Origin of the sequence: Nonomuraea sp. NPDC003804, from assembly GCF_040610675.1 — a bacterium.
Lineage (GTDB): Bacteria > Actinomycetota > Actinomycetes > Streptosporangiales > Streptosporangiaceae > Nonomuraea.
In genome coordinates, this window is record NZ_JBEXMT010000013.1 from 124566 (window position 1) to 141183 (window position 16618).

15 protein-coding genes are annotated in these 16618 nt (G+C 73.0%); 8 read left to right on the forward strand and 7 right to left on the reverse strand.

Annotated elements, in window-relative coordinates:
- The first annotated feature begins 44 nt into the window (after nt 1–44).
- Nucleotides 45–893, forward strand: a complete 849-nt coding sequence (locus ABZX22_RS19675; RefSeq protein ID WP_354910819.1) for a nucleoside-diphosphate kinase — start codon at nt 45–47, stop codon at nt 891–893.
- Here the strand turns inward: ABZX22_RS19675 and ABZX22_RS19680 are convergent.
- Nucleotides 885–1919 carry a GNAT family N-acetyltransferase gene (locus ABZX22_RS19680; protein WP_354910822.1) on the reverse strand — a complete coding sequence of 345 codons (1035 nt, stop codon included), beginning with the start codon at nt 1917–1919 and terminating at the stop codon, nt 885–887. The genes ABZX22_RS19675 and ABZX22_RS19680 overlap by 9 nt on opposite strands.
- A complete protein-coding gene (locus ABZX22_RS19685) occupies nt 1919–2767 on the reverse strand; it encodes a GNAT family N-acetyltransferase (protein ID WP_354910824.1) in 849 nt (282 codons plus the stop codon). Before ABZX22_RS19685 ends, ABZX22_RS19680 begins: the two co-directional genes overlap by 1 nt.
- Before the next feature lie 206 nt (nt 2768–2973).
- Between ABZX22_RS19685 and ABZX22_RS19690 the strand changes: the two genes are divergently transcribed.
- The 6 genes from ABZX22_RS19690 (at nt 2974) to ABZX22_RS19715 (ending at nt 10483) form a co-directional block, all read left to right on the forward strand.
- Nucleotides 2974–4179, forward strand: coding sequence for a hypothetical protein (locus tag ABZX22_RS19690; protein ID WP_354910827.1), 1206 nt, complete (start codon nt 2974–2976; stop codon nt 4177–4179).
- Nucleotides 4176–6008, forward strand: coding sequence for an aminotransferase class I/II-fold pyridoxal phosphate-dependent enzyme (locus tag ABZX22_RS19695; protein WP_354910829.1), 1833 nt, complete (start codon nt 4176–4178; stop codon nt 6006–6008). Before ABZX22_RS19690 ends, ABZX22_RS19695 begins: the two co-directional genes overlap by 4 nt.
- On the forward strand, nt 6005–7756 hold the full coding sequence (locus tag ABZX22_RS19700) for a DUF4910 domain-containing protein (RefSeq protein ID WP_354910830.1): 1752 nt from the start codon (nt 6005–6007) through the stop codon (nt 7754–7756). Before ABZX22_RS19695 ends, ABZX22_RS19700 begins: the two co-directional genes overlap by 4 nt.
- Nucleotides 7756–8967: an MFS transporter gene (locus ABZX22_RS19705; protein WP_354910832.1), complete on the forward strand. Its 1212-nt coding sequence runs from the start codon at nt 7756–7758 to the stop codon at nt 8965–8967. Before ABZX22_RS19700 ends, ABZX22_RS19705 begins: the two co-directional genes overlap by 1 nt.
- 75 nt (nt 8968–9042) lie before the next feature.
- On the forward strand, nt 9043–9186 hold the full coding sequence (locus tag ABZX22_RS19710; protein ID WP_354910834.1) for a hypothetical protein: 144 nt from the start codon (nt 9043–9045) through the stop codon (nt 9184–9186).
- Between the two features lie 55 nt (nt 9187–9241).
- The gene (locus ABZX22_RS19715) at nt 9242–10483 is read left to right on the forward strand and encodes an alkaline phosphatase family protein (RefSeq protein WP_354910837.1); all 1242 of its coding nucleotides are present in this window, start codon (nt 9242–9244) and stop codon (nt 10481–10483) included.
- On the opposite strand, the gene ABZX22_RS19720 is transcribed toward ABZX22_RS19715, so the two are convergent.
- Complete coding sequence (locus ABZX22_RS19720; protein ID WP_354910839.1) at nt 10425–11081, reverse strand: LuxR C-terminal-related transcriptional regulator; 657 nt, start codon at nt 11079–11081, stop codon at nt 10425–10427. The genes ABZX22_RS19715 and ABZX22_RS19720 overlap by 59 nt on opposite strands.
- A 278-nt stretch (nt 11082–11359) precedes the next feature.
- Here ABZX22_RS19720 and ABZX22_RS19725 point away from each other — a divergent pair, with 278 nt between their 5' ends.
- Nucleotides 11360–14380 carry a BTAD domain-containing putative transcriptional regulator gene (locus tag ABZX22_RS19725; protein ID WP_354910840.1) on the forward strand — a complete coding sequence of 1007 codons (3021 nt, stop codon included), beginning with the start codon at nt 11360–11362 and terminating at the stop codon, nt 14378–14380.
- An 18-nt stretch (nt 14381–14398) separates the two neighbouring features.
- Here ABZX22_RS19725 and ABZX22_RS19730 read toward each other — a convergent pair whose 3' ends face one another.
- Genes ABZX22_RS19730 through ABZX22_RS19745 form a run of 4 tightly spaced genes read right to left on the reverse strand, consistent with a single transcriptional unit; the run spans nt 14399 to nt 16618 of the window.
- Nucleotides 14399–14566, reverse strand: a complete 168-nt coding sequence (locus ABZX22_RS19730; RefSeq protein ID WP_354910843.1) for a hypothetical protein — start codon at nt 14564–14566, stop codon at nt 14399–14401.
- Nucleotides 14563–15384 carry an SDR family oxidoreductase gene (locus tag ABZX22_RS19735; protein ID WP_354910845.1) on the reverse strand — a complete coding sequence of 274 codons (822 nt, stop codon included), beginning with the start codon at nt 15382–15384 and terminating at the stop codon, nt 14563–14565. Before ABZX22_RS19735 ends, ABZX22_RS19730 begins: the two co-directional genes overlap by 4 nt.
- Nucleotides 15385–15395: 11 nt before the next feature.
- Nucleotides 15396–16412 carry a guanitoxin biosynthesis L-enduracididine beta-hydroxylase GntD gene (gntD, locus tag ABZX22_RS19740; protein WP_354910847.1) on the reverse strand — a complete coding sequence of 339 codons (1017 nt, stop codon included), beginning with the start codon at nt 16410–16412 and terminating at the stop codon, nt 15396–15398.
- Entirely contained in the window at nt 16409–16618 is a 210-nt protein-coding gene (locus ABZX22_RS19745; RefSeq protein ID WP_354910850.1) for an MbtH family protein, read from the reverse strand. Before ABZX22_RS19745 ends, gntD begins: the two co-directional genes overlap by 4 nt.

The window sequence follows — 16618 nt, forward strand, 5'->3', positions numbered from 1 at the left end:
ATCGAAGTCCCGCAAGGGCTGAGGCGTCTTCCAGGGAGTGACGGATGACCGGGATCGTGTGGGACAGGACCGTCCTGTTCCTGTTTCCGCCCGATGCGCTGATGCGGCATCTGTGCACTCCCGTCCTCGACATCCTTGAGGAGCACGGGTTCGAGCCGGTCCGTTACGAGGTGGTGTGGCACCGGCCGCCCAACCAGGACGCCTTTCACGAAAGCAAGATCACTTCCGCTTGGAAGGCCTACTTCTACCGGCAGGTCGACCTGGTGTTCGACCTCGGGCCCAGCCTCGTCCTGCTGGTAGAGGACAGGTGCACGGCTGACGCTCACGCGAGGCTGCGTGCCCTCAAGGGCGCCAGCGACCCGGCGCAGGCGGCGCCCGGCACCATCCGGGGCGACCTGCGCGGCGTCAACGTCATGCTGGACATCGTGCACAGCTCGGACAGCCCGCAGGACTCCCGGCACGAGGCGGAGATCTTCCTCGGCCCGGGCTGCGGCACCCCGCTCGACGGCGACCAGCGGGCGCTGCGCGACCTGGTGGCGCTGCTGGAGGCGGGCATCCCCAAGGAGAGCAGGGAGTTCGACGACGTGCGCGCCGGAGTGCGCTCCCGGGTGGTGGCCGCGATCTGGCACGAGCTCGACGACGAGGCGCGCAAGCTGGCCCCGGAGCTGGCCGCGAGCGCCCGGCCGGGCGCGGGCGCGGAACTGGCCGCCCTGCTGCCGCCCCGCCATCCACTGGCCGACCTGCTGGCCTGCGAGTTCCTGCCCGGCCTGCCGCGCGTGGACCTGCGCAGGGCCGCCGCCCTGCTCGCCTGCTACGGCCTGGCGCTCGACCGCTGGGAACAGGCGGTTCTGCAGACCTCGATGCTCTTCCCGCCCCTCCGGCGTTCAGGGTGACAGCTCGGTGGTCCGGGCGCTCCACTCGACGACCGGCTCGAGCGCCGGGTCGAGGGCGAGGACCCAGGCCGGCAGCTCGACCGCCCGGCAGCCACGGGACAGCTTGGCCCGCCAGCTGCCCTGGCCGTAGTGGAGGCGGGTGACGCCCTGCTCGGCGGCGTGGCGGGCGGGCTCGTAGAAGACGGTCGCGAAGTAGGTGTGGCGGGCCGCCGCGGAGCCGTACCACCTGGCGGTGCTGACGCAGTACCACGTCTCCCGGTGAGGGATGAAGAGGGCGTAACCCACCAGGTGGTCGTCGTGCTCGGCGCTGAACAGCAGCGCTCCGCCGTCGCACAGGGCCGCCAGGCGGTGGGCGACGGCCACCGGGTCCGCCGCGCCGCCGTACTTGCGGGAGTGCAGGCACTTCAGGTCGACCATCCCCGGCACCGGCCGGGAGATGTCGCTCACGCGCAGCCGTACCCCTGCCTCGGCCAGCCGGCGCAGCTCGCGCCGGGCCTCGCTGCGGCGCTTGGCCGGGAGCCGGACGCCGGGTGAGAGCTCGCACGAGTAGGACAGGGGGATGCGGGCGAAGCCCCGGCGCCCCAGGACCTGCTGCAGCTCCGGTGTGGTGGTGTAGAGGAAGGCGACGGCGCGCAGACCCTCGGCGCGTGACCAGGCCACGATTTCCTTCACCAGGTCGCCGAGCGTCGCGCCGTCGCGGGCGGCCGGGCCGAGCGGGTGGCACTCGTAGCCGGGCAGCATGACGACCAGGTGCGGGGTCCAGGCCGGAGACCCCGCGAACCGCCGGCGGGCGGCGCGGGCGGCCTCGCTGAGCGGCAGCTGCGCCGGGTCGGCGGTGAGGACGTACGGCAGGTCGAAGGGTTCTCCCGGGTGCGCGGCGCGCACCACCGTGCCGTGGAGCACCGCCCCGTCCAGCTCGAAGGTGTACGGCAGGCCGGGCACCCGGTCGCGCATCGCGGCCAGCCACCGGCCGGTGGCGAAGAGCGGCCCGTCGGCGATCGGGCGCAGGCCGGCCGTCACGCGCATCAGACCTCCAGCAGGCAGGCGTCCAGGCCGAGCCGGACCAGCCCGTGCTTGAGCTTGAAGGCGGCGTTGCCGCGCCCGCCCTCGAAGAGCGTCCGGCCCTCGCACATGGCCTGCTCGACCGTGGCGGCGTGGAGCAGGGGGTAGGGGCTGAAGCGGCCGTCGACCCGGTAGTCGACCCCGCAGGCCCAGGCGTGGAAGCGGTGCCGGTCGCGCAGGCAGACACCGGCGGCGATGAGCCGCTCGCCCTGAAGGACCTCGACCGCCTGCGCGAGATCGCCGAGCGCGGTGACGAAACCGGCGAAGAGCTCGGGCGGGTAGAAGCCGCTCGAGCCGTGCTTGGCCGCGGTCATGGCGCACAGCCTGCCGATCTCGGCGAGGTCGGCGGTGCCCGCGGGCCTGACCGTGTACGACACGCCGGCCTCGGCGGCCCGGCGGCGGTTGCGCCGCAGGTTGGCCCGGCCCCTCGGGGTGGCGGGGGCGGCGTGGTCCGTCACGCCGCGCAGGTCGAGGCGGAAGCGGTCCTCGATGTGCTCGGCCGGGAAACCCAGCTCGATCAGGGACTCGCGCAGGGGCGAGCCGTGGGCGACGTTGACGAAGCCGTACCAGGCCGCGCCCAGCTCGCCGGCCAGCTCGCGCATCGCGTCGACGACCGCTTCGAGGTGGCGCGCGCCGGGCAGCCAGGCGTCGTAGCAGTGCCAGACGTGGCTGAGCAGGCCAGGCTCCTGGCCGGTCAGGGGATAGCGGGCGCGGAGCTGGCCGAGCGGGTCCAGGCCGTCGATCAGCGAGACGGGCAGGACGGCCACGGCCCGGCCCCGTTCGCGGACCACGAAATAGCGAAACAACTTCACCGGTGTCAGCGGAAAGCTCTCGTATGCCCGCAGATAACGAGATTGATAGAAAACCGGCGCCCCCGAGGCTGCCACGACGCCATCCCATTCCGCGTCGTCAAGGGCTTCGATTGACGTGAATATGCCAACTTCCACGTTCGCTCTCATATCGCCCTTTCTTTGGATGTAGAACGATATTAAGCATTAATTGAGGCAAGGAGGAAGTCGTGGCTCATGTCGTCTTCCACAATAAGGTGGGCGGATCGGAAACCCTGGAGGCCGCCCCCGGCCGGCCGTTGACGGAGGTGCTGACGGCCCACGGCATTCCGGTCAACGCGGTGATCACCCTGCGGAACGGGAAGATCGTCCCCGAGGAGACAACCGTCGTCGGCGAGCACGACGTCATCGAGCTGCGCCAGGTGCGCCACTACGACCTCGACGTCACCCGCCGGCCCGCCACCACCGTGTACGGCACGCCCGACCCGATCTACACCAAGTCCATCCTGTTCGACACCGCCGGAAGCCTGGAGCGGCGCGTCGAGCAGTTCGACGAGGAGAGCTTCGTCCGCTACGTGGAGGAGACCTTCGTCCAGAGCGTCCTCAACCACGGCGTGCTCAACCCGGGCGACTCGGTCGTGATCGGGCTGTCCGGCGGCCGTGACAGCGTCGCCTTCCTCAAGCTCCTGGAGCGCACCCGGCACCGGCTGCCCGACTTCTCGATGACCTCGGTGACCATCACCGGCCTGCCCGACTGGGAGGAGCCGGCCACCTTCGCCGCCGCCAGGGCCTCGGCCGAGGGGCTCGGCATCGACCAGGTCATCGTCGACGCCGCCGACATCGAGCGGGTCTTCAAGCTCCGCCGGCCCTTCGTGGAGGCCATGAACAGCGTCGTGGGAGGGGATCGGCGCCACCTCAGCATGGTCGTCGGCCACCAGGTGCTGCGGCGCATGCTGGAGAACCACGCCGAGAGCATCGGCGCCGGCACGGTCGCCTTCGGCTTCAACGCCGACGACCTGGTGGCCAGCATGGTGACCTGGCTGACCAGCGGATACCGGATGGGCGGCATCCCTGTGCGGCACATCGGCGGGATGCGCTACATCTTCCCCCTCTACCGCATCCCCAAGAAGGAACTGACCATCTACCTGGAGCTGGTGGCGCCCGAGCTGAACCGCCAGGGCACCCCGGGCCGCTTCACCACCGGACCCCAGGAGCGCTCGATGGCCTACGCGATGGCCGACCACCTCTACGGGCTCTGGCCGGGGATCGACTACTACCTGTTCGAGGCCTTCGCCACCATGCAGCGCTCCATGTTCCCGCTGGTCGAGGACAAGTGCCGGGTCTGTGAGGGGGTGTTCGTGCTCCAGGAGGGCGTGCGCAACCCCATCGGCGTCTGCGACGTCTGCGACTTCTTCGCCCGGCAGGAGTTCGCGTGACAGGCTGGTACACCGGCTACTTCACCGAGGACTACTGGCGGTTCGCGCGGCACGAGTACACCGCCGAGCGCACCGCCGCCGAGGTGGACTACCTGGTGAAGGTCCTGGCCGAGCACGCGCCAGGGCGGCGGGTGCTCGACCTGGGCTGCGGGACGGGGCGGCACGCGGTCGAGCTGGCCCGGCACGGGTACGAGGTGACCGGCGTGGACGTCTGCCCGTGGGCGCTGGAGCAGGCCCGCGCGGCGGCCGTCCGGGCCGGGGTGCCGCTGGAGCTGGTGCCCGCGGACCTGCTGACCCGCGCCGAGCTGCCGGTCGTGGACGCGGCGATCTGCGTGCAGTCCTTCGGATGGGGACGCGACGACGAGCAGCTGGCCTTCCTGCGCCGGGTCAGGGACCGGCTGGCGCCCGGCGGCGTGCTGGTCCTCGACCACTCCAACGTCGCGGCGATCCTGGCCGGCTACCGGCCGACGGCGCGCTTCGAGGCCGACGGCGAGGTCTTCGACTTCCTGCGCTCCTACGACCCGCTGTCGGGGCGCAGCCGCGGGGAACTGCGCGTCACGCGGCGCGACGGCACGGTCGCGGTGCTGCGGGACGACGTCCGGCTCTACCTGCCGGGCGAGGTGGCGCGCCTGGTCGGGGAGGCGGGTTTCGAGCTCCTGCGCGCGGACGCGGACTTCACCGCCGGGTCTCCGGTCCGGCCAGGGACCCGTTACGTCCAGCTCGTGGCGGTCGCGCCGGCCCGCCCCGAGCCGGCCGTGCTCCGCCACGCGACCGCCGAGCCAGGCGTGGACCTGCGGTGGGCGCCGGACGAGGTCGAGTTCGTACGGGACGCCGTCGACCGCGCCTGGCACGGCGTCGGCCAACCCGGCGAGGCGGCCCGGCACTACGCCCTGGACGACCCCTACGGCGGCGCCCGCTCCGCGCCGGTCCTCAGCCGCCACTTCGCCGTGGAGCTCAGCCCCGGCCAGGTGGTGACCGGAGCAGGCACGACGGGGCTGCTGCACGCCCTGGCCGGGCCGGGCAGGCTCCTGCACGGCCCGCACGCCCATCCCGACCTGCCGGCCTGGGCCGCCCGGCGGGGCGCCGACGTGCGCGTCTTCGACCGGTGGCAGGATGTGGCGGCGCAGCGGCCCACCATGGTCCTGCTCGACCGCCCCGGCGTCCGCGGCGACCTGCTGCCCCTCGACCACGTCGCCGAGCTGGCCGAGGCGGTGAGCGCGGTGGGCGGGGTGCTGGTGGTCGACGAGGCGTGCGCCACCTACCTCGGCCCGGCGGCCAGCGCCGTCCCGCTGACCACCCGGGTGCCCGGCCTGGTCGTGCTGCGCAGCCTCTCCAAGGGCTACTGCTGCGGCGGGTTGCGCGCGGGGTTCGCGATCTCCTCTCCCGACGTGGCCGCCGCCGTGCGGTCCGCGGTGCCGCCGCTCGGCGTGTCGGCCCTGTCCCTGGAGCTGGCGCTGCGCCTGCTCGACCAGGGTGACGTGCTCGCCCCGCTGCGGGCGGCGGTGGCGGCGGCCAAGCCGGAGCTCGTGGCCGCCCTGGCCGCGCTCGGCTGCCGGGCCGAGGCGGGACACCCCGATCTGCCGTGGGTGGTGACCGAGGACGAGCTGCCCGCACGCCTGGCGGGCCGGCGGCTGCCAGGGCTGACCCGCGTCAGCGTGCCGCTGTCGGCGGCACGCCGGAGCGCCCTGCGCCGGCTGGTGGCCCGGACGGAGGCCCGGACAGAGGCTCGGACGGAGGCCCAGGCCGTGGCCCGGACGGAGGCTCGGACGGAGGCTCGGCCGGAGGCTCGAACAGCGGCTCGAACAGCGGCCCGGACGGTGGAGAGGTGAACGTCGGCGAGGCCGTCGGCCTGGTCCATGCCGGATTCGACGTCGACCAGGCCGTCAAGGACGTCGCCGAGCTGGCCGGGTTCGACCGCTACCAGGCCTCCGACGGCGTCATGGCCGCCGCGCAGTACGTCGCCGACCGCGCCGAGCAGGCCGGACTGCGCGATGTTCGGCTGCTGGAGTTCCCGGCGGACGGCGCGCAGCGCTGGTGGAGCTTCCGGTCGCCCCGTTCGTGGACGCCCGTGCGCGCCGAGCTGGCCGGGGTGGCACGCTACCCCGACCAGCCCTTCGCGCTGGCGGCCTACTCGGCGCCGACCTCCGGCGAGGGGATCGTGGCGCCGGTGGTCCGGCTGCGCTCCGGGGAACTGCGCGGCGCGCTGGTGGTGCACGACGACCCCCAGACGCCGGTGGCGGCCGCGATCGAGCTCGCCGCCCGCCACGGCGCGCTGGGCCTGGTCACCGACCGCCTGCCCGGGCCCGGCCGGATCGAGCTGCCTCCGGGCGGCCCGCTGGTGGCCTTCAGCCTGACCTCCGCGCAGGTCGCCGAGCTGGTCCGGCGGGGCCGCGTCCGGGTCGTGGTCCAGGTGCACGAGCGGGCGCCGATGCCGCTGGTGACGGGCGTGCTGCCGGGCGAGGCGGCCGAGGAGGTGCTGCTGTCGGCCCACCTGTGCCATCCCCGGCCGAGCGTCAACGACAACGCCTCGGGCGCCGCAGCGCTGCTGGGAGCGGCGGCCGTGGCCAGGGACCTGCCCAGGCGCAGGGGCATCAGGTTCGTGTGGGGGCCGGAGTTCACCGGCATGGCCGCCTACCTTCACGACGTGGCCACCACCGTGCCCGTCGCGGCGGTCAACGTTGACATGGCAGGGCAGGACCAGCGCCGGTGCGGCGGGCCGCTCATCGTCGAGCGCAGTCCCGACCACCTGCCCGGTCTGGTCAACGCCCTCGCCGAGCACGTCGTGGCGGCCCTGCCGCAGGCCGCCCGCTCGTACTCGGGCGCGGTGGCCTGCGACACCTGGGCCTGGCGGGCGACGCCGTTCGTCGGCGCCTCCGACCACAGCCTGCTGGTGGACTCCGCCATCGCCTGCCCCACGGTGTCGCTCGGGCACTGGCCTGACCGGTTCAACCACAGCGCCGCCGACACCCTGGACAAGCTCGACCCCGACGAGCTCAGGCGCACGGCCACGATCGCCTGCGCGACCGCGGCCGTGCTCGCGGGGGCGGCAGGCGATCGCGGCGAACTGGAGCGGATCGCGATGGGCTGGGGCGCGGCCCGCGTGATGGAGTGCCTGCCGGGGCGGGAACGGGCCACCCGGGGGTTCCTGCGGCACCGTACCGCCGTGGCGCTGGGGGCGCTCGACGGGCTGGACGCGCTCTACGGGCCGGGTGGCGGCGGGTCCCGCGACTGGTTGCGCGCGCTGTCCGGGCACCTGGCGGACCTGCTTCCCGGCGAGGTTCCAGCGGGGGCCGGCGGGCCGCGGCTGCGCCGTACCTGGTCAGGGCCCTTCAACCTGCGCGGGCTGGCCGAGGCGGCGGGTCCGGCCGGGCGGGCGTGGATCGACGGGCAGGTGGCGGCGGAGCGGGCCCGCTCGTACGCGCTCATGCTCGCGCTGGCCCACGGCATCGACGGTGAACGGGACCGGGCGGCCGTCGCCACGTACGCCGCCCACGCGGCGGAGCTGCCGGTCCCCGGCGAGTTCGCGAACGACTTCCTGACCGTCCTCGTCGAGGCGGGCTGGGCGGAGGAGGGCTGATGCGCCAGTTGCTGCGTGACCGGCGGTTCCTGCTGCTGTTCCTCGGCCAGACGATCAACATGGTCGGTGACCGGGCGCTGCTGGTGGTGCTGGCCATCTACGTCAAGGAGCTGACCGGCTCGGACGCGATGGCCGGGGTGGTCTTCGTGCTGCTGTCGGTGCCGTCGTTCTTCGCGCCGCTGACCGGGCTGCTGGTCGACCGCTTCCCCCGGCGGCTGACGCTGATCGTCAACGACCTGGCCGCCGGGGTGCTGGTGCTGGGCCTGCTGCTGGTGCGCCATCCGGGCGACCTGTGGATCGTCTTCGTCGTGACCCTCGGGTACGGCTTCGCCAACCAGATCTTCACCGCCGCCCGGGGCGGCCTGCTGCACTCGATGGTGCCCGACGGGATGCTCGGCGAGGCCAACGGGCTGTTCAGCTCGCTCGGCCAGGGGTTGCGTATCTTCGGGCCGCTGCTGGGGGCGGCGGTCTACGCGAGCCTCGGGCTGGGCGCGGTGGCGCTGCTGGACACCGGGACCTTCCTGGTGTCGGTGCTGGTGCTGCTGATGCTCAGGCGGGCGCCCGACCTGGCCCGGCCGCAACCGCACGAGCGAGGCCGGTTCCGGGCCGATCTGGTGGCCGGGGTCCGGCACATCCTGGGCGACCGCGAACTGCGCGGCGGCGTGCTGGCGGTCGCGGCGGCGCTCGGCGCGGCCGGTCTGGTCAACCCGGCCATGTTCGCCGCCGTGGAGCAGGGGCTGGGGCGTCCGGCGGCCTTCATCGGGGTCATCGGCGCCTTCCAGGGCGCCGGATCGGTCGCCGGCGGGTTTGTGGTGGGCCGGCTCATCAGACGGTTCGGCGAGCACCGGACGGCGGCGATCGGGTTCGCCCTCAGCACGGCCGGGCTGGCGCTGGTCATTCCCACGACCGACGTGACGATGTGCGTGGCGGGGATCTTCGTCGGCCTTTCCATTCCCATCTTCATGGTGGCCACCACCACGCTCGTGCAGCGGCGCACCGAGAGCGGACTGCAGGGCCGGGCGTTGACGGCGATGGACGCGGTCATCGACCTGCCTTTCGTGCTGTCGATGGCGGCCGGGGCGTGGATCGTGGGGCTGGTGGAGTATCGGGTGATCTATGCCTTCAGCGCGACGGCCTTCGCGGCAGTGGCGGCGTATGTGCTGGTGGCAAGGCAATGGCGGGTTGATGCCAGCATTTCTCATGCTAATTGACCCGAAAACTCCGGATTTCTAGAGTTAAATGCATCGGGTAGTGGACAAATTGTCCACCCGGCGCAGGAGGCGCATGTGATCAGGGAAAGCGTCCAGACCACGGTAAAGACGCCAATCATGACAACTCCGGAATTCGTCGAGAAGATGCTGGCCGCACGCCAGGAGGTGCAGGTCGTGAAATTCCGGACGACGTGCACCGATTGTGTGCCGAACTACTGAGATGACCGGGCCCGGGACAGGGATCGCGCCCCGTCCCGGGCCTTCCTTGTGTGATGTGCCCGGCCTGGTTCTCGACGAGCTGGGCCGGGCGGGTCGCGGCGTGGTCGTGCTGGCCGTCGACGGGCTGTCCTGGCAGGCCGCCGGCCGGGCATGGCGGGCGGCCGAGCTGAGCTGTCTCACCTCGACGTTCCCGAGCACGTCCGCCACCGCCTGGATGTCGTCGATCACCGGTGCGTCCGTGGCCGAGCACCTGGTCGTGGGCGCCGCCTACCGGGAGCGGGCCGGAGGTCCGCTGGTCGACGTGATCACGGGGAAGACCCTCGCGCGACCGGTCGACGGGCGCCCGGCGGCACGGGAACCGACGGGACCGGCCGCGGGGACGGCCGCGGGACCGGCCGGACGGACAGGCGTGGGGCCGGCCGTCGGGATGGTCGCGCAGACAGCCGTGGGGCCGGCCGGGGGGATGGCCGACGGGATGGCCGGCGGGATGGCCGGGGGGAGGGCGCTCGCGGGGTGGCCGACGCTCTTCGAGCGGGCGGCAGGGGTCGCCGAGGCGGTCGTGGCGGGCCGCGAGCTGGACACGCTCGCCAGCCCGTGGGTGACCGCCCTGACGCGTGGCGCGCGCCGTACCCCCGCCTCGGGGAGGCTCACCCGCGACCCGCAGGAGCTGGTGGCCGGGGTGGCGGCGGACGTCGAGGCGGTCATCGGGACGCGGCGGGCGCGCCCGCTGCTGCTGTGGATCTACGTCAACCTGGACGACCACGTGCACCGCCACGGCTACGACGGCCGGGCCATGGACGCGCTGGGCCGGCTGGAGCGGCACGCGCTCGATTGGGCCCGGCGGGGCTGGCACGTGATGGCCTGGTCGGATCACGGGCTGGTGCCCGCCACGCCGGACAGGGAGCTGGCGGAGCGGTGGGCGCGGCTGGACACGCCGGAGCTGTGCGAGCTGCCCGGCGGCGGTGCCGGCCGGGTGCGCTGGCTGTATCCCCGGCCCGGCCGCGAGGGGGAGGCCACCGAGCGGCTGGCCGCCGCGCTCGAGGGCCACGCGCAGGTGCTGCCCGCGACCGCGCTGGGGGAACTCGGCCTGCTGGAGCCGACCGGGCCGGTGCGTGAGCGGATCGGCGCGGTGGTGGCCGTCGCCACCTCGCCGCGCTTCCCGATCCCCGACCCGGGGCTGGCCTTCGAGCACGGGGCCCGCAGCCCCGAGGAGACGCTCGTGCCGCTGGCGCGCTGGGTCAGATCCAGCCGCGCCTGGCGGCCTCCGCGCCGGCCTGGAACCGGCTGGTGGCGTTGAGGTTCTCCATCACGCTGGCCACGCGACGGGCGAAGGTGCGCTTGCTCAGGTGCAGCCGGGCCGCGGCCCGGTCGTCGGTCAGCCCGTCGTTCAGCGCCCGCAGCACCTCGTGCTCCTCCTGCCCGCCGGGCACGCAGCCGCGCTGCTGGTCGGTCAGGATCCGGTGGATGGTGTCGAACACCCCCGCCACGGAGGCGGCGACCAGCGGGTTGGCCACCCGCTCCAGCCGGTCGGCGGCGGGCTGGTCGGGGTGCGGCACGTAGACGACCATCCGGTCCCGCACCAGCACCTGGTACGGCAGGCCGGCCACGGCGTGCACCATCGCGCCGGCCTGCCATGCCTGCGTGAAGGGCGAGGTGCGGCCCGGCTGCCCGGGTCCGTGCAGGATGCGGATCGCCAGGCGCCGCCTGGCCAGCTTGGCGAACAGCCGCGGCAGGGAAGGATGCATCCGGTCGGGCTCGGCCGACAGGACCAGCAGCTCCGAGCGGGTCTGCTCGGCCAGTTCCAGTTCGACGAGCGAGATGCCGAGGTCGGAGGGGGAGTGATCGCGATCCGCGTTCCGGGTCGTTCGGGGCCTGTGCTGTGCGGTCAGAGACATCGATACCAACCAGCTCACCTGAGGGGGACCGTCTGCCATGAACGGTAGATGGGCGCTATGTGGATGCGATTTCGGCGAGTTATCAGTATTTATCGGTGCATGTCAGGGGTGATTCGGCTCCGCCCGGTAGAAGTCCATGTGCACCACCACAAATACCGCCGACCCTTCTCGGCATTTGTGGCATTACCGATCTTCCGCGGGTACCGTACGATCTCCGGTGGAGAGAGCTCAGGAACGGCATCTGACCACGTCTGAGACGAACCCAGGTGGGCATGCGCATGGAGTTTCGCATCCTCGGTCCCCTCGAGGCCGTCTCCGGTGATCGGCATATCCCGCTGGGCGGGCCCCGCCAGCGCGCGGTCCTGGCGATGTTACTGATCAACGTCGGCAGGGTGGTCACCACCGACCGGCTCGGGACGGCCATCTGGGGGCACCGGCCGCCGGCCACCGCCCGCAACCAGGTGGCGATCTGCGTCTCCGGGCTACGCCGCGAGTTCGCCGCCGCAGGAGTCGCCCACGACCCCATCGTCACCGCGCCCTCCGGCTACCTGCTGCGCCTGGGCGAGGACGACGTGCTGGACGTCAAGCAGGTCGAGGAGATGCTGCGCCAGGGAAGGGCGGTGCGCGCGGCCGGCCGTCCGGAGAAGGCCTCGGAGTTCCTCGCCGACGCCCTGGCGGTGTGGCGGGGCGAGCCGCTGACCAGCGTGGAGGGCGAGGTGATCCGCTCGGAGGCCGAGCGGCTCAGGGAGTGGCGCCTGGCCATCCTGGAGGAGTTCTTCGAGGTCGAACTGGAGCTCTCGCGCGACTACCAGATCGTCGGAGAGCTGACCGCTCTGGTCACCGAGTTCCCGCTGCGCGAGCGGCTGCGCGCGCTGCTGATGCTGGCCCAGAGCCGGGCCGGGCGCCGGGCCGAGGCCCTGGCCACCTACCAGGAGGGCTACCGGCTCAGCGTGGAGCGGCTCGGGCTGGAACCCGGCGAGGAACTGGCCGGCCTGCACGAGGCCATCCTGCGCGGCGAGGCCGGCGCGCGGCAGGGCTGGCTGCCGGTGGAGCGTTCCGCGGCCGGCGCCCCTCCCGCCGTCCCCGCGCAGCTCCCGCCCGACGTCGCCGGCTTCGTCGCCAGGGAGAGGGAACTCGGCTACCTCGACCAGCTGCTGGAGCGCAAGCTCGAGAACGGCCTGCCGTTCATCGCGGTCATCACGGGCATGGGCGGCGTGGGCAAGAGCGGCCTGGCCGTGCACTGGTCGCACACGATCGCCTCCCGTTTCCCCGACGGGCAGCTCTTCGTCGACCTCAACGGCTACTCCGAGACCGGCCCGCCGCTGTCTCCCTTCGACGTCATCGACAACCTGCTGCGGGCGCTGAGTGTCTCCCGCAACCACCCCCTGTCCACGCTGGAGGAGCGGGCGGCCACGTTCCGCAGCGCGCTGGCCGGACGGCGGGTGCTGCTCGTCCTCGACAACGCCCGCGACTCCGGCCAGGTCCGTCCCCTGCTGCCGGGCGCGACGGGCTGCGCCGTGGTGGTGACCAGCCGCGACCAGCTCACCGGCCTCATCACCCTGGAGGGCGCCACCCCGCTGCGACTGGGCGTGCTGGAGCCCGAGGAGGGCGTGGGCGTGCTGGCCCGCATCGCCGGCGAGCAGCGGGTGAGCGAGGACATCGAGGGCGCCATGCGGCTCAGCGAGCTCTGCGGCGGGCTGATGCTCGCGCTGCGGGTGGCCGCCGCCCGGCTGGCCATCAGGCCCTCCTGGACCAGCGCGGACCTGGTCGCGCGCCTGACCGACGAGAGCCGTCGCCTGGACGAGCTCAGCCAGGGCGAGGTGGACCTGCGGACCAAGTTCATCCTCAGCTACCGCGACCTGGCCCCGCAGGTGGCGGTCATGTTCCGGCGGCTGGCGCTGATCGACGTGGCCGAGTTCGGCCCATGGCTGGGTGCGGCGCTCCTGGAAGTGTCCGAGGACCGCGCGCAGGACCTGATCGAGCAACTCGTCGACGCCCAGCTCCTCGAACTGGGCCAGCCCCGCCTGGGCGGGCAGGCCCGCTACCGATTCCACGACCTGGTGCGCCTGTACGCGCGCGAACGCGCCCTGGCCGAGGAGAGCGAGCACGAGCGGGAGGCCGCCCTGCGCCGCGCCCTGGGCTGCTGGCTCGGGCTGGCGGAGGCGGCCCACGCCCGGCTGCTCGGCGGGGACTTCGCGGTCCTGCACGGCTCGGCCGCGCGTTACCCGCTGGCTCCCGCGGTGCTCGACCGGCTGCTGGCCGACCCCATCGAGTGGTTCGAGGCCGAACGCCAGCAGCTGCTGTCGGCCATCGGACAGGCCGCCGCGGCGGGTTACACCGAGCTCTGCTGGGACCTGGTGATGACCTCGGCCACGTTCTTCGAGTCACGCAGCTACTACGACGACTGGCGGGCGACGCACGAGCTGGCGCTGACCGCCGCGCGGCGCGCGGGGAACGCGCGCGGCGAGGCGGCCATCACCTACGGCCTGGGCAGCCTCCAGCTCTTCCGCCAGCGCTACGACGCGGCCGAGCCGCTGCTCCTGCGGGCCGTGAGCATGTTCGCGGAACAGGGCGAGGACCACGGCCGCGCCCTGGCGCTGCGCAACCTCGCCCTGCTCGACCGCATCGCCGGCCGCTTCGAGCTGGCGCTGGATCGCTACGAGGAGGCGCGCGGCGTCCTGCGGGCGCACGGCGACCGGGCGGCCGAGGCGCATGTCACGGCCTGCGTCGCGCAGGTGCGGATGGAGCGCAGGGAGTACGGTGCGGCCGAGTCGCTGCTCAGGCTGGCCCTGGGCATGTTCGAGGAGATCGGCCACCAGCGCGGGGTGGCCCAGGCGCTGCACCGGCTGGGCGAGGTGCTGCTGCGCACCCAGCGGATCGACGCCGCCCGGCAGACCCTCGAGAAGGCACTGGAGACGGTGCAGCAGCTGCGCGACGTGGTGGGCGAGTCCTACGTGCTGCGGGTGCTCGGCGAGACCTACGCCAAGCAGGGCCGTACGGAGAACGCGGAGAAGGCGCTGCTCACCTCCCGGGACATCGCCTACCGGGTCAGCGAGCAGTTCGTGGTGGGGGCGGTCTCGCTGGCGCTGGGCAACCTCTACTTCGGGACGGGGAACGCCGCCCTCGCCCGCAACAACCTGACGCTGGCCGCGAAGGTCTTCGAGGAGCTGGGCGCCAGGGTCTGGCACGCGCGCGCCCTGGAGGCGCTGGCCGCCACCGAGGCGATGCTCCACAACGACCAGGGGGCGCACGAGCTGTGGGCCCGTGCCTCCGCCCTGCTCGCTGCGGAGCGCGGCTGAACGCTGCTGAGCGCGCCGCTACGGCTTGGGGACGACGATGACGGTCCCTGTCCAGTGGAAGTTGCTGGTGCCCTCGCCGGGGCCGCCGGGGCCGCCGGGCTCGTCCGAACCGGCCTGGGCCAGGCCGCCGGAGAGGGCGGTCAGGATCGCGGCAAGGACGACCGTGGTCGCGAATCGGCGCATCATCGTGGGTCCCTTCTGAGTGGATGGTTGCGCGACGGGAGGGGCGGGGCGAGCGGCCAGGGGAGCGGGCCCGGCACGTCCGTGGTGCCTCCGGTGCCGAAGGCGGACGTGGTCGCGCCGGCCGTCTCGCCGCCGTCGACGACGAGCTCCTGGCCGGTCATGAACGCGGCCTCCGGGGAGGCCAGATAGTGGAAGGCGGCGGCGATCTCCTCCGGCTGGGCGTGCCTGCCGAGCGGGATGGTGCGGTTGACCTCGTCGAACATCCCCGGGGTGTACTCGGCTTCCTGCATGGGGGTCAGGACCGCTCCCGGGCTGACACAGGCCACGCGCACCTGGGGGCTCAGCTCCAGCGCGAAGGTGCGGCACAGCGCCAAGATCCCCGCCTTCGTGGCGTTGTAATCCGCGTAGTAGGGATAGCCGCGCGAACCGTTGACGGAGGCGGTCGCCAGCAGCACCCCGTGCCCCTGGCGCGCCATGTAGCCGGCGGCGCAGCGCCACAGGCCGAGCACGCCGAGCAGGTTGACGTCCACCACGCGGCGCGCCGTGGCCTCGTCGATGTTGAGCACCCCGTGCCGGACGCTGATGCCCGCGTTGGCGATCACCACGTCCAACCGGCCGTGCTCGGCCCAGACCTCGGCCACCGCGGCCTCGACGGCCGGCCAGTCGGTGACGTCGGCCTCCATCCAGCGGACCGGCTCCTCGGGAACCGTGCGGGGCGGCTGCACGTCGAGGTTGATCACGATGTCGCCCGACCGCGCGAAGCGTTGGGCCGTGGCGAAGCCGATCCCGCTGGAGGCGCCGGAGATGACCACAGTACGCATGACGGTCCCCCTCAGAAGATCACCCGCGGGCTCGCGGTCGCCCGGTTGCCGATGGACCTGCGCAGGTTCCTGCTGACGGTCAGCTTCTTCAGCCACCGGTCGGTGCCGTCGTAGCGGGGCGAGAAGGGTTTGCGGCCATGGACCACCAGGTAGTTGTCGATCACCAGCAGGCTGCCCTGCCCGACCACCACGTCCTGCTGCCTGGCCTCCAGCTCGGCCACCAGCGCGTCCAGCGCCCGCTCCGCCTCCGCGTCGCCGTCCACGCACGTCATGAACGGCCGGTCGAGGCGGAGGTAGGGACGGCGCGGGTCGCCGACGAGGACCGGCACCGGCTCGGGTTCGTCCCGCATCCGGCGCATCAGCTCCAGCGCCGGATGGTCCGGCTGGCGCAGCTCCAGCTGGCGCAGGTGCTCGTCGTCGGGCCTGATGTGGAAGCGGGGCCGGCCCAGCAGTTCCTCCTGCTCGGGCGGCAGCTCCAGCTCACGCACCGACGAGACGGTGGTCGGCACCCGGTCGTGGTTGCGCAGGCCGAACAGCAGCAGGTAGTCGCAGCGCAGCGGGTGGAAGCCGTCCTCGGTGTGGAACTCCAGCAGGGACTGGCTGCCGTGGCCGCTCTGCCGCATCTCGTCGCCGCGGATCGGGACGATGTTCTGGACCATCCGGCCGCCCTGCAGGGTGGACCAGGCGAAGGGCTCGCCCAGGACCATCCCGCACAGGGCGAGGAAGATCTCCGCCTCGCTCGCCGTCCGCGACTGCCCGGCGCCCGACCAGTGGTCGGGGGTGGGGCCGAGCGCCCGGTCGTCGACGGGGAAGCCGTGCACCATGCAGACGCCGGCCGGCTCCGTGCGGCGGAAGTCCTCCAGGAAGCGCCGCAGTCCCACCGGCAGCTCCTCGCGGACGTGCCAGCACCGGTCGTAGAAGCCCGGGTCGGCGGGGTCCTCGTCCAGGGCCCTGATGCGCTCGGCGACGGCCAGTATCGCGTCCACCTCCTTGCCGTCGAGGAGGTACTCGACCGTCTCCGCCGTCATGCGAGCGCTCTCCTGACGCTGGCGGGGCGGATGTCGGTCCAGCTGCGCTCGACGTGCTCCAGCGCCGCGGCGCGGCTGTCGGGGCCGAAGACCGCGCTCCATCCCTCGGGCACCTCGAAGGCCGCCGGCCACAGGGAGTGCTGCTCCTCGGCGTTGACCAGGACGAGGAAGACACCGTTCGCGTCGTCGAAGGGGTTGGCGCTCAT

What these genes read in the sequence shown, in the direction of transcription:
- ABZX22_RS19745 (WP_354910850.1), bottom strand. Translation starts at nt 16,618, where the DNA reads ATGAGCGCCAACCCCTTCGACGACGCGAACGGTGTCTTCCTCGTCCTG.
- ABZX22_RS19735 (WP_354910845.1), bottom strand. Translation starts at nt 15,384, where the DNA reads ATGCGTACTGTGGTCATCTCCGGCGCCTCCAGCGGGATCGGCTTCGCC.
- ABZX22_RS19725 (WP_354910840.1), top strand. Translation starts at nt 11,360, where the DNA reads ATGGAGTTTCGCATCCTCGGTCCCCTCGAGGCCGTCTCCGGTGATCGG.
- ABZX22_RS19730 (WP_354910843.1), bottom strand. Translation starts at nt 14,566, where the DNA reads ATGATGCGCCGATTCGCGACCACGGTCGTCCTTGCCGCGATCCTGACC.
- gntD (WP_354910847.1), bottom strand. Translation starts at nt 16,412, where the DNA reads ATGACGGCGGAGACGGTCGAGTACCTCCTCGACGGCAAGGAGGTGGAC.
- ABZX22_RS19675 (WP_354910819.1), top strand. Translation starts at nt 45, where the DNA reads ATGACCGGGATCGTGTGGGACAGGACCGTCCTGTTCCTGTTTCCGCCC.
- ABZX22_RS19720 (WP_354910839.1), bottom strand. Translation starts at nt 11,081, where the DNA reads ATGTCTCTGACCGCACAGCACAGGCCCCGAACGACCCGGAACGCGGAT.
- ABZX22_RS19705 (WP_354910832.1), top strand. Translation starts at nt 7,756, where the DNA reads ATGCGCCAGTTGCTGCGTGACCGGCGGTTCCTGCTGCTGTTCCTCGGC.
- ABZX22_RS19680 (WP_354910822.1), bottom strand. Translation starts at nt 1,919, where the DNA reads ATGCGCGTGACGGCCGGCCTGCGCCCGATCGCCGACGGGCCGCTCTTC.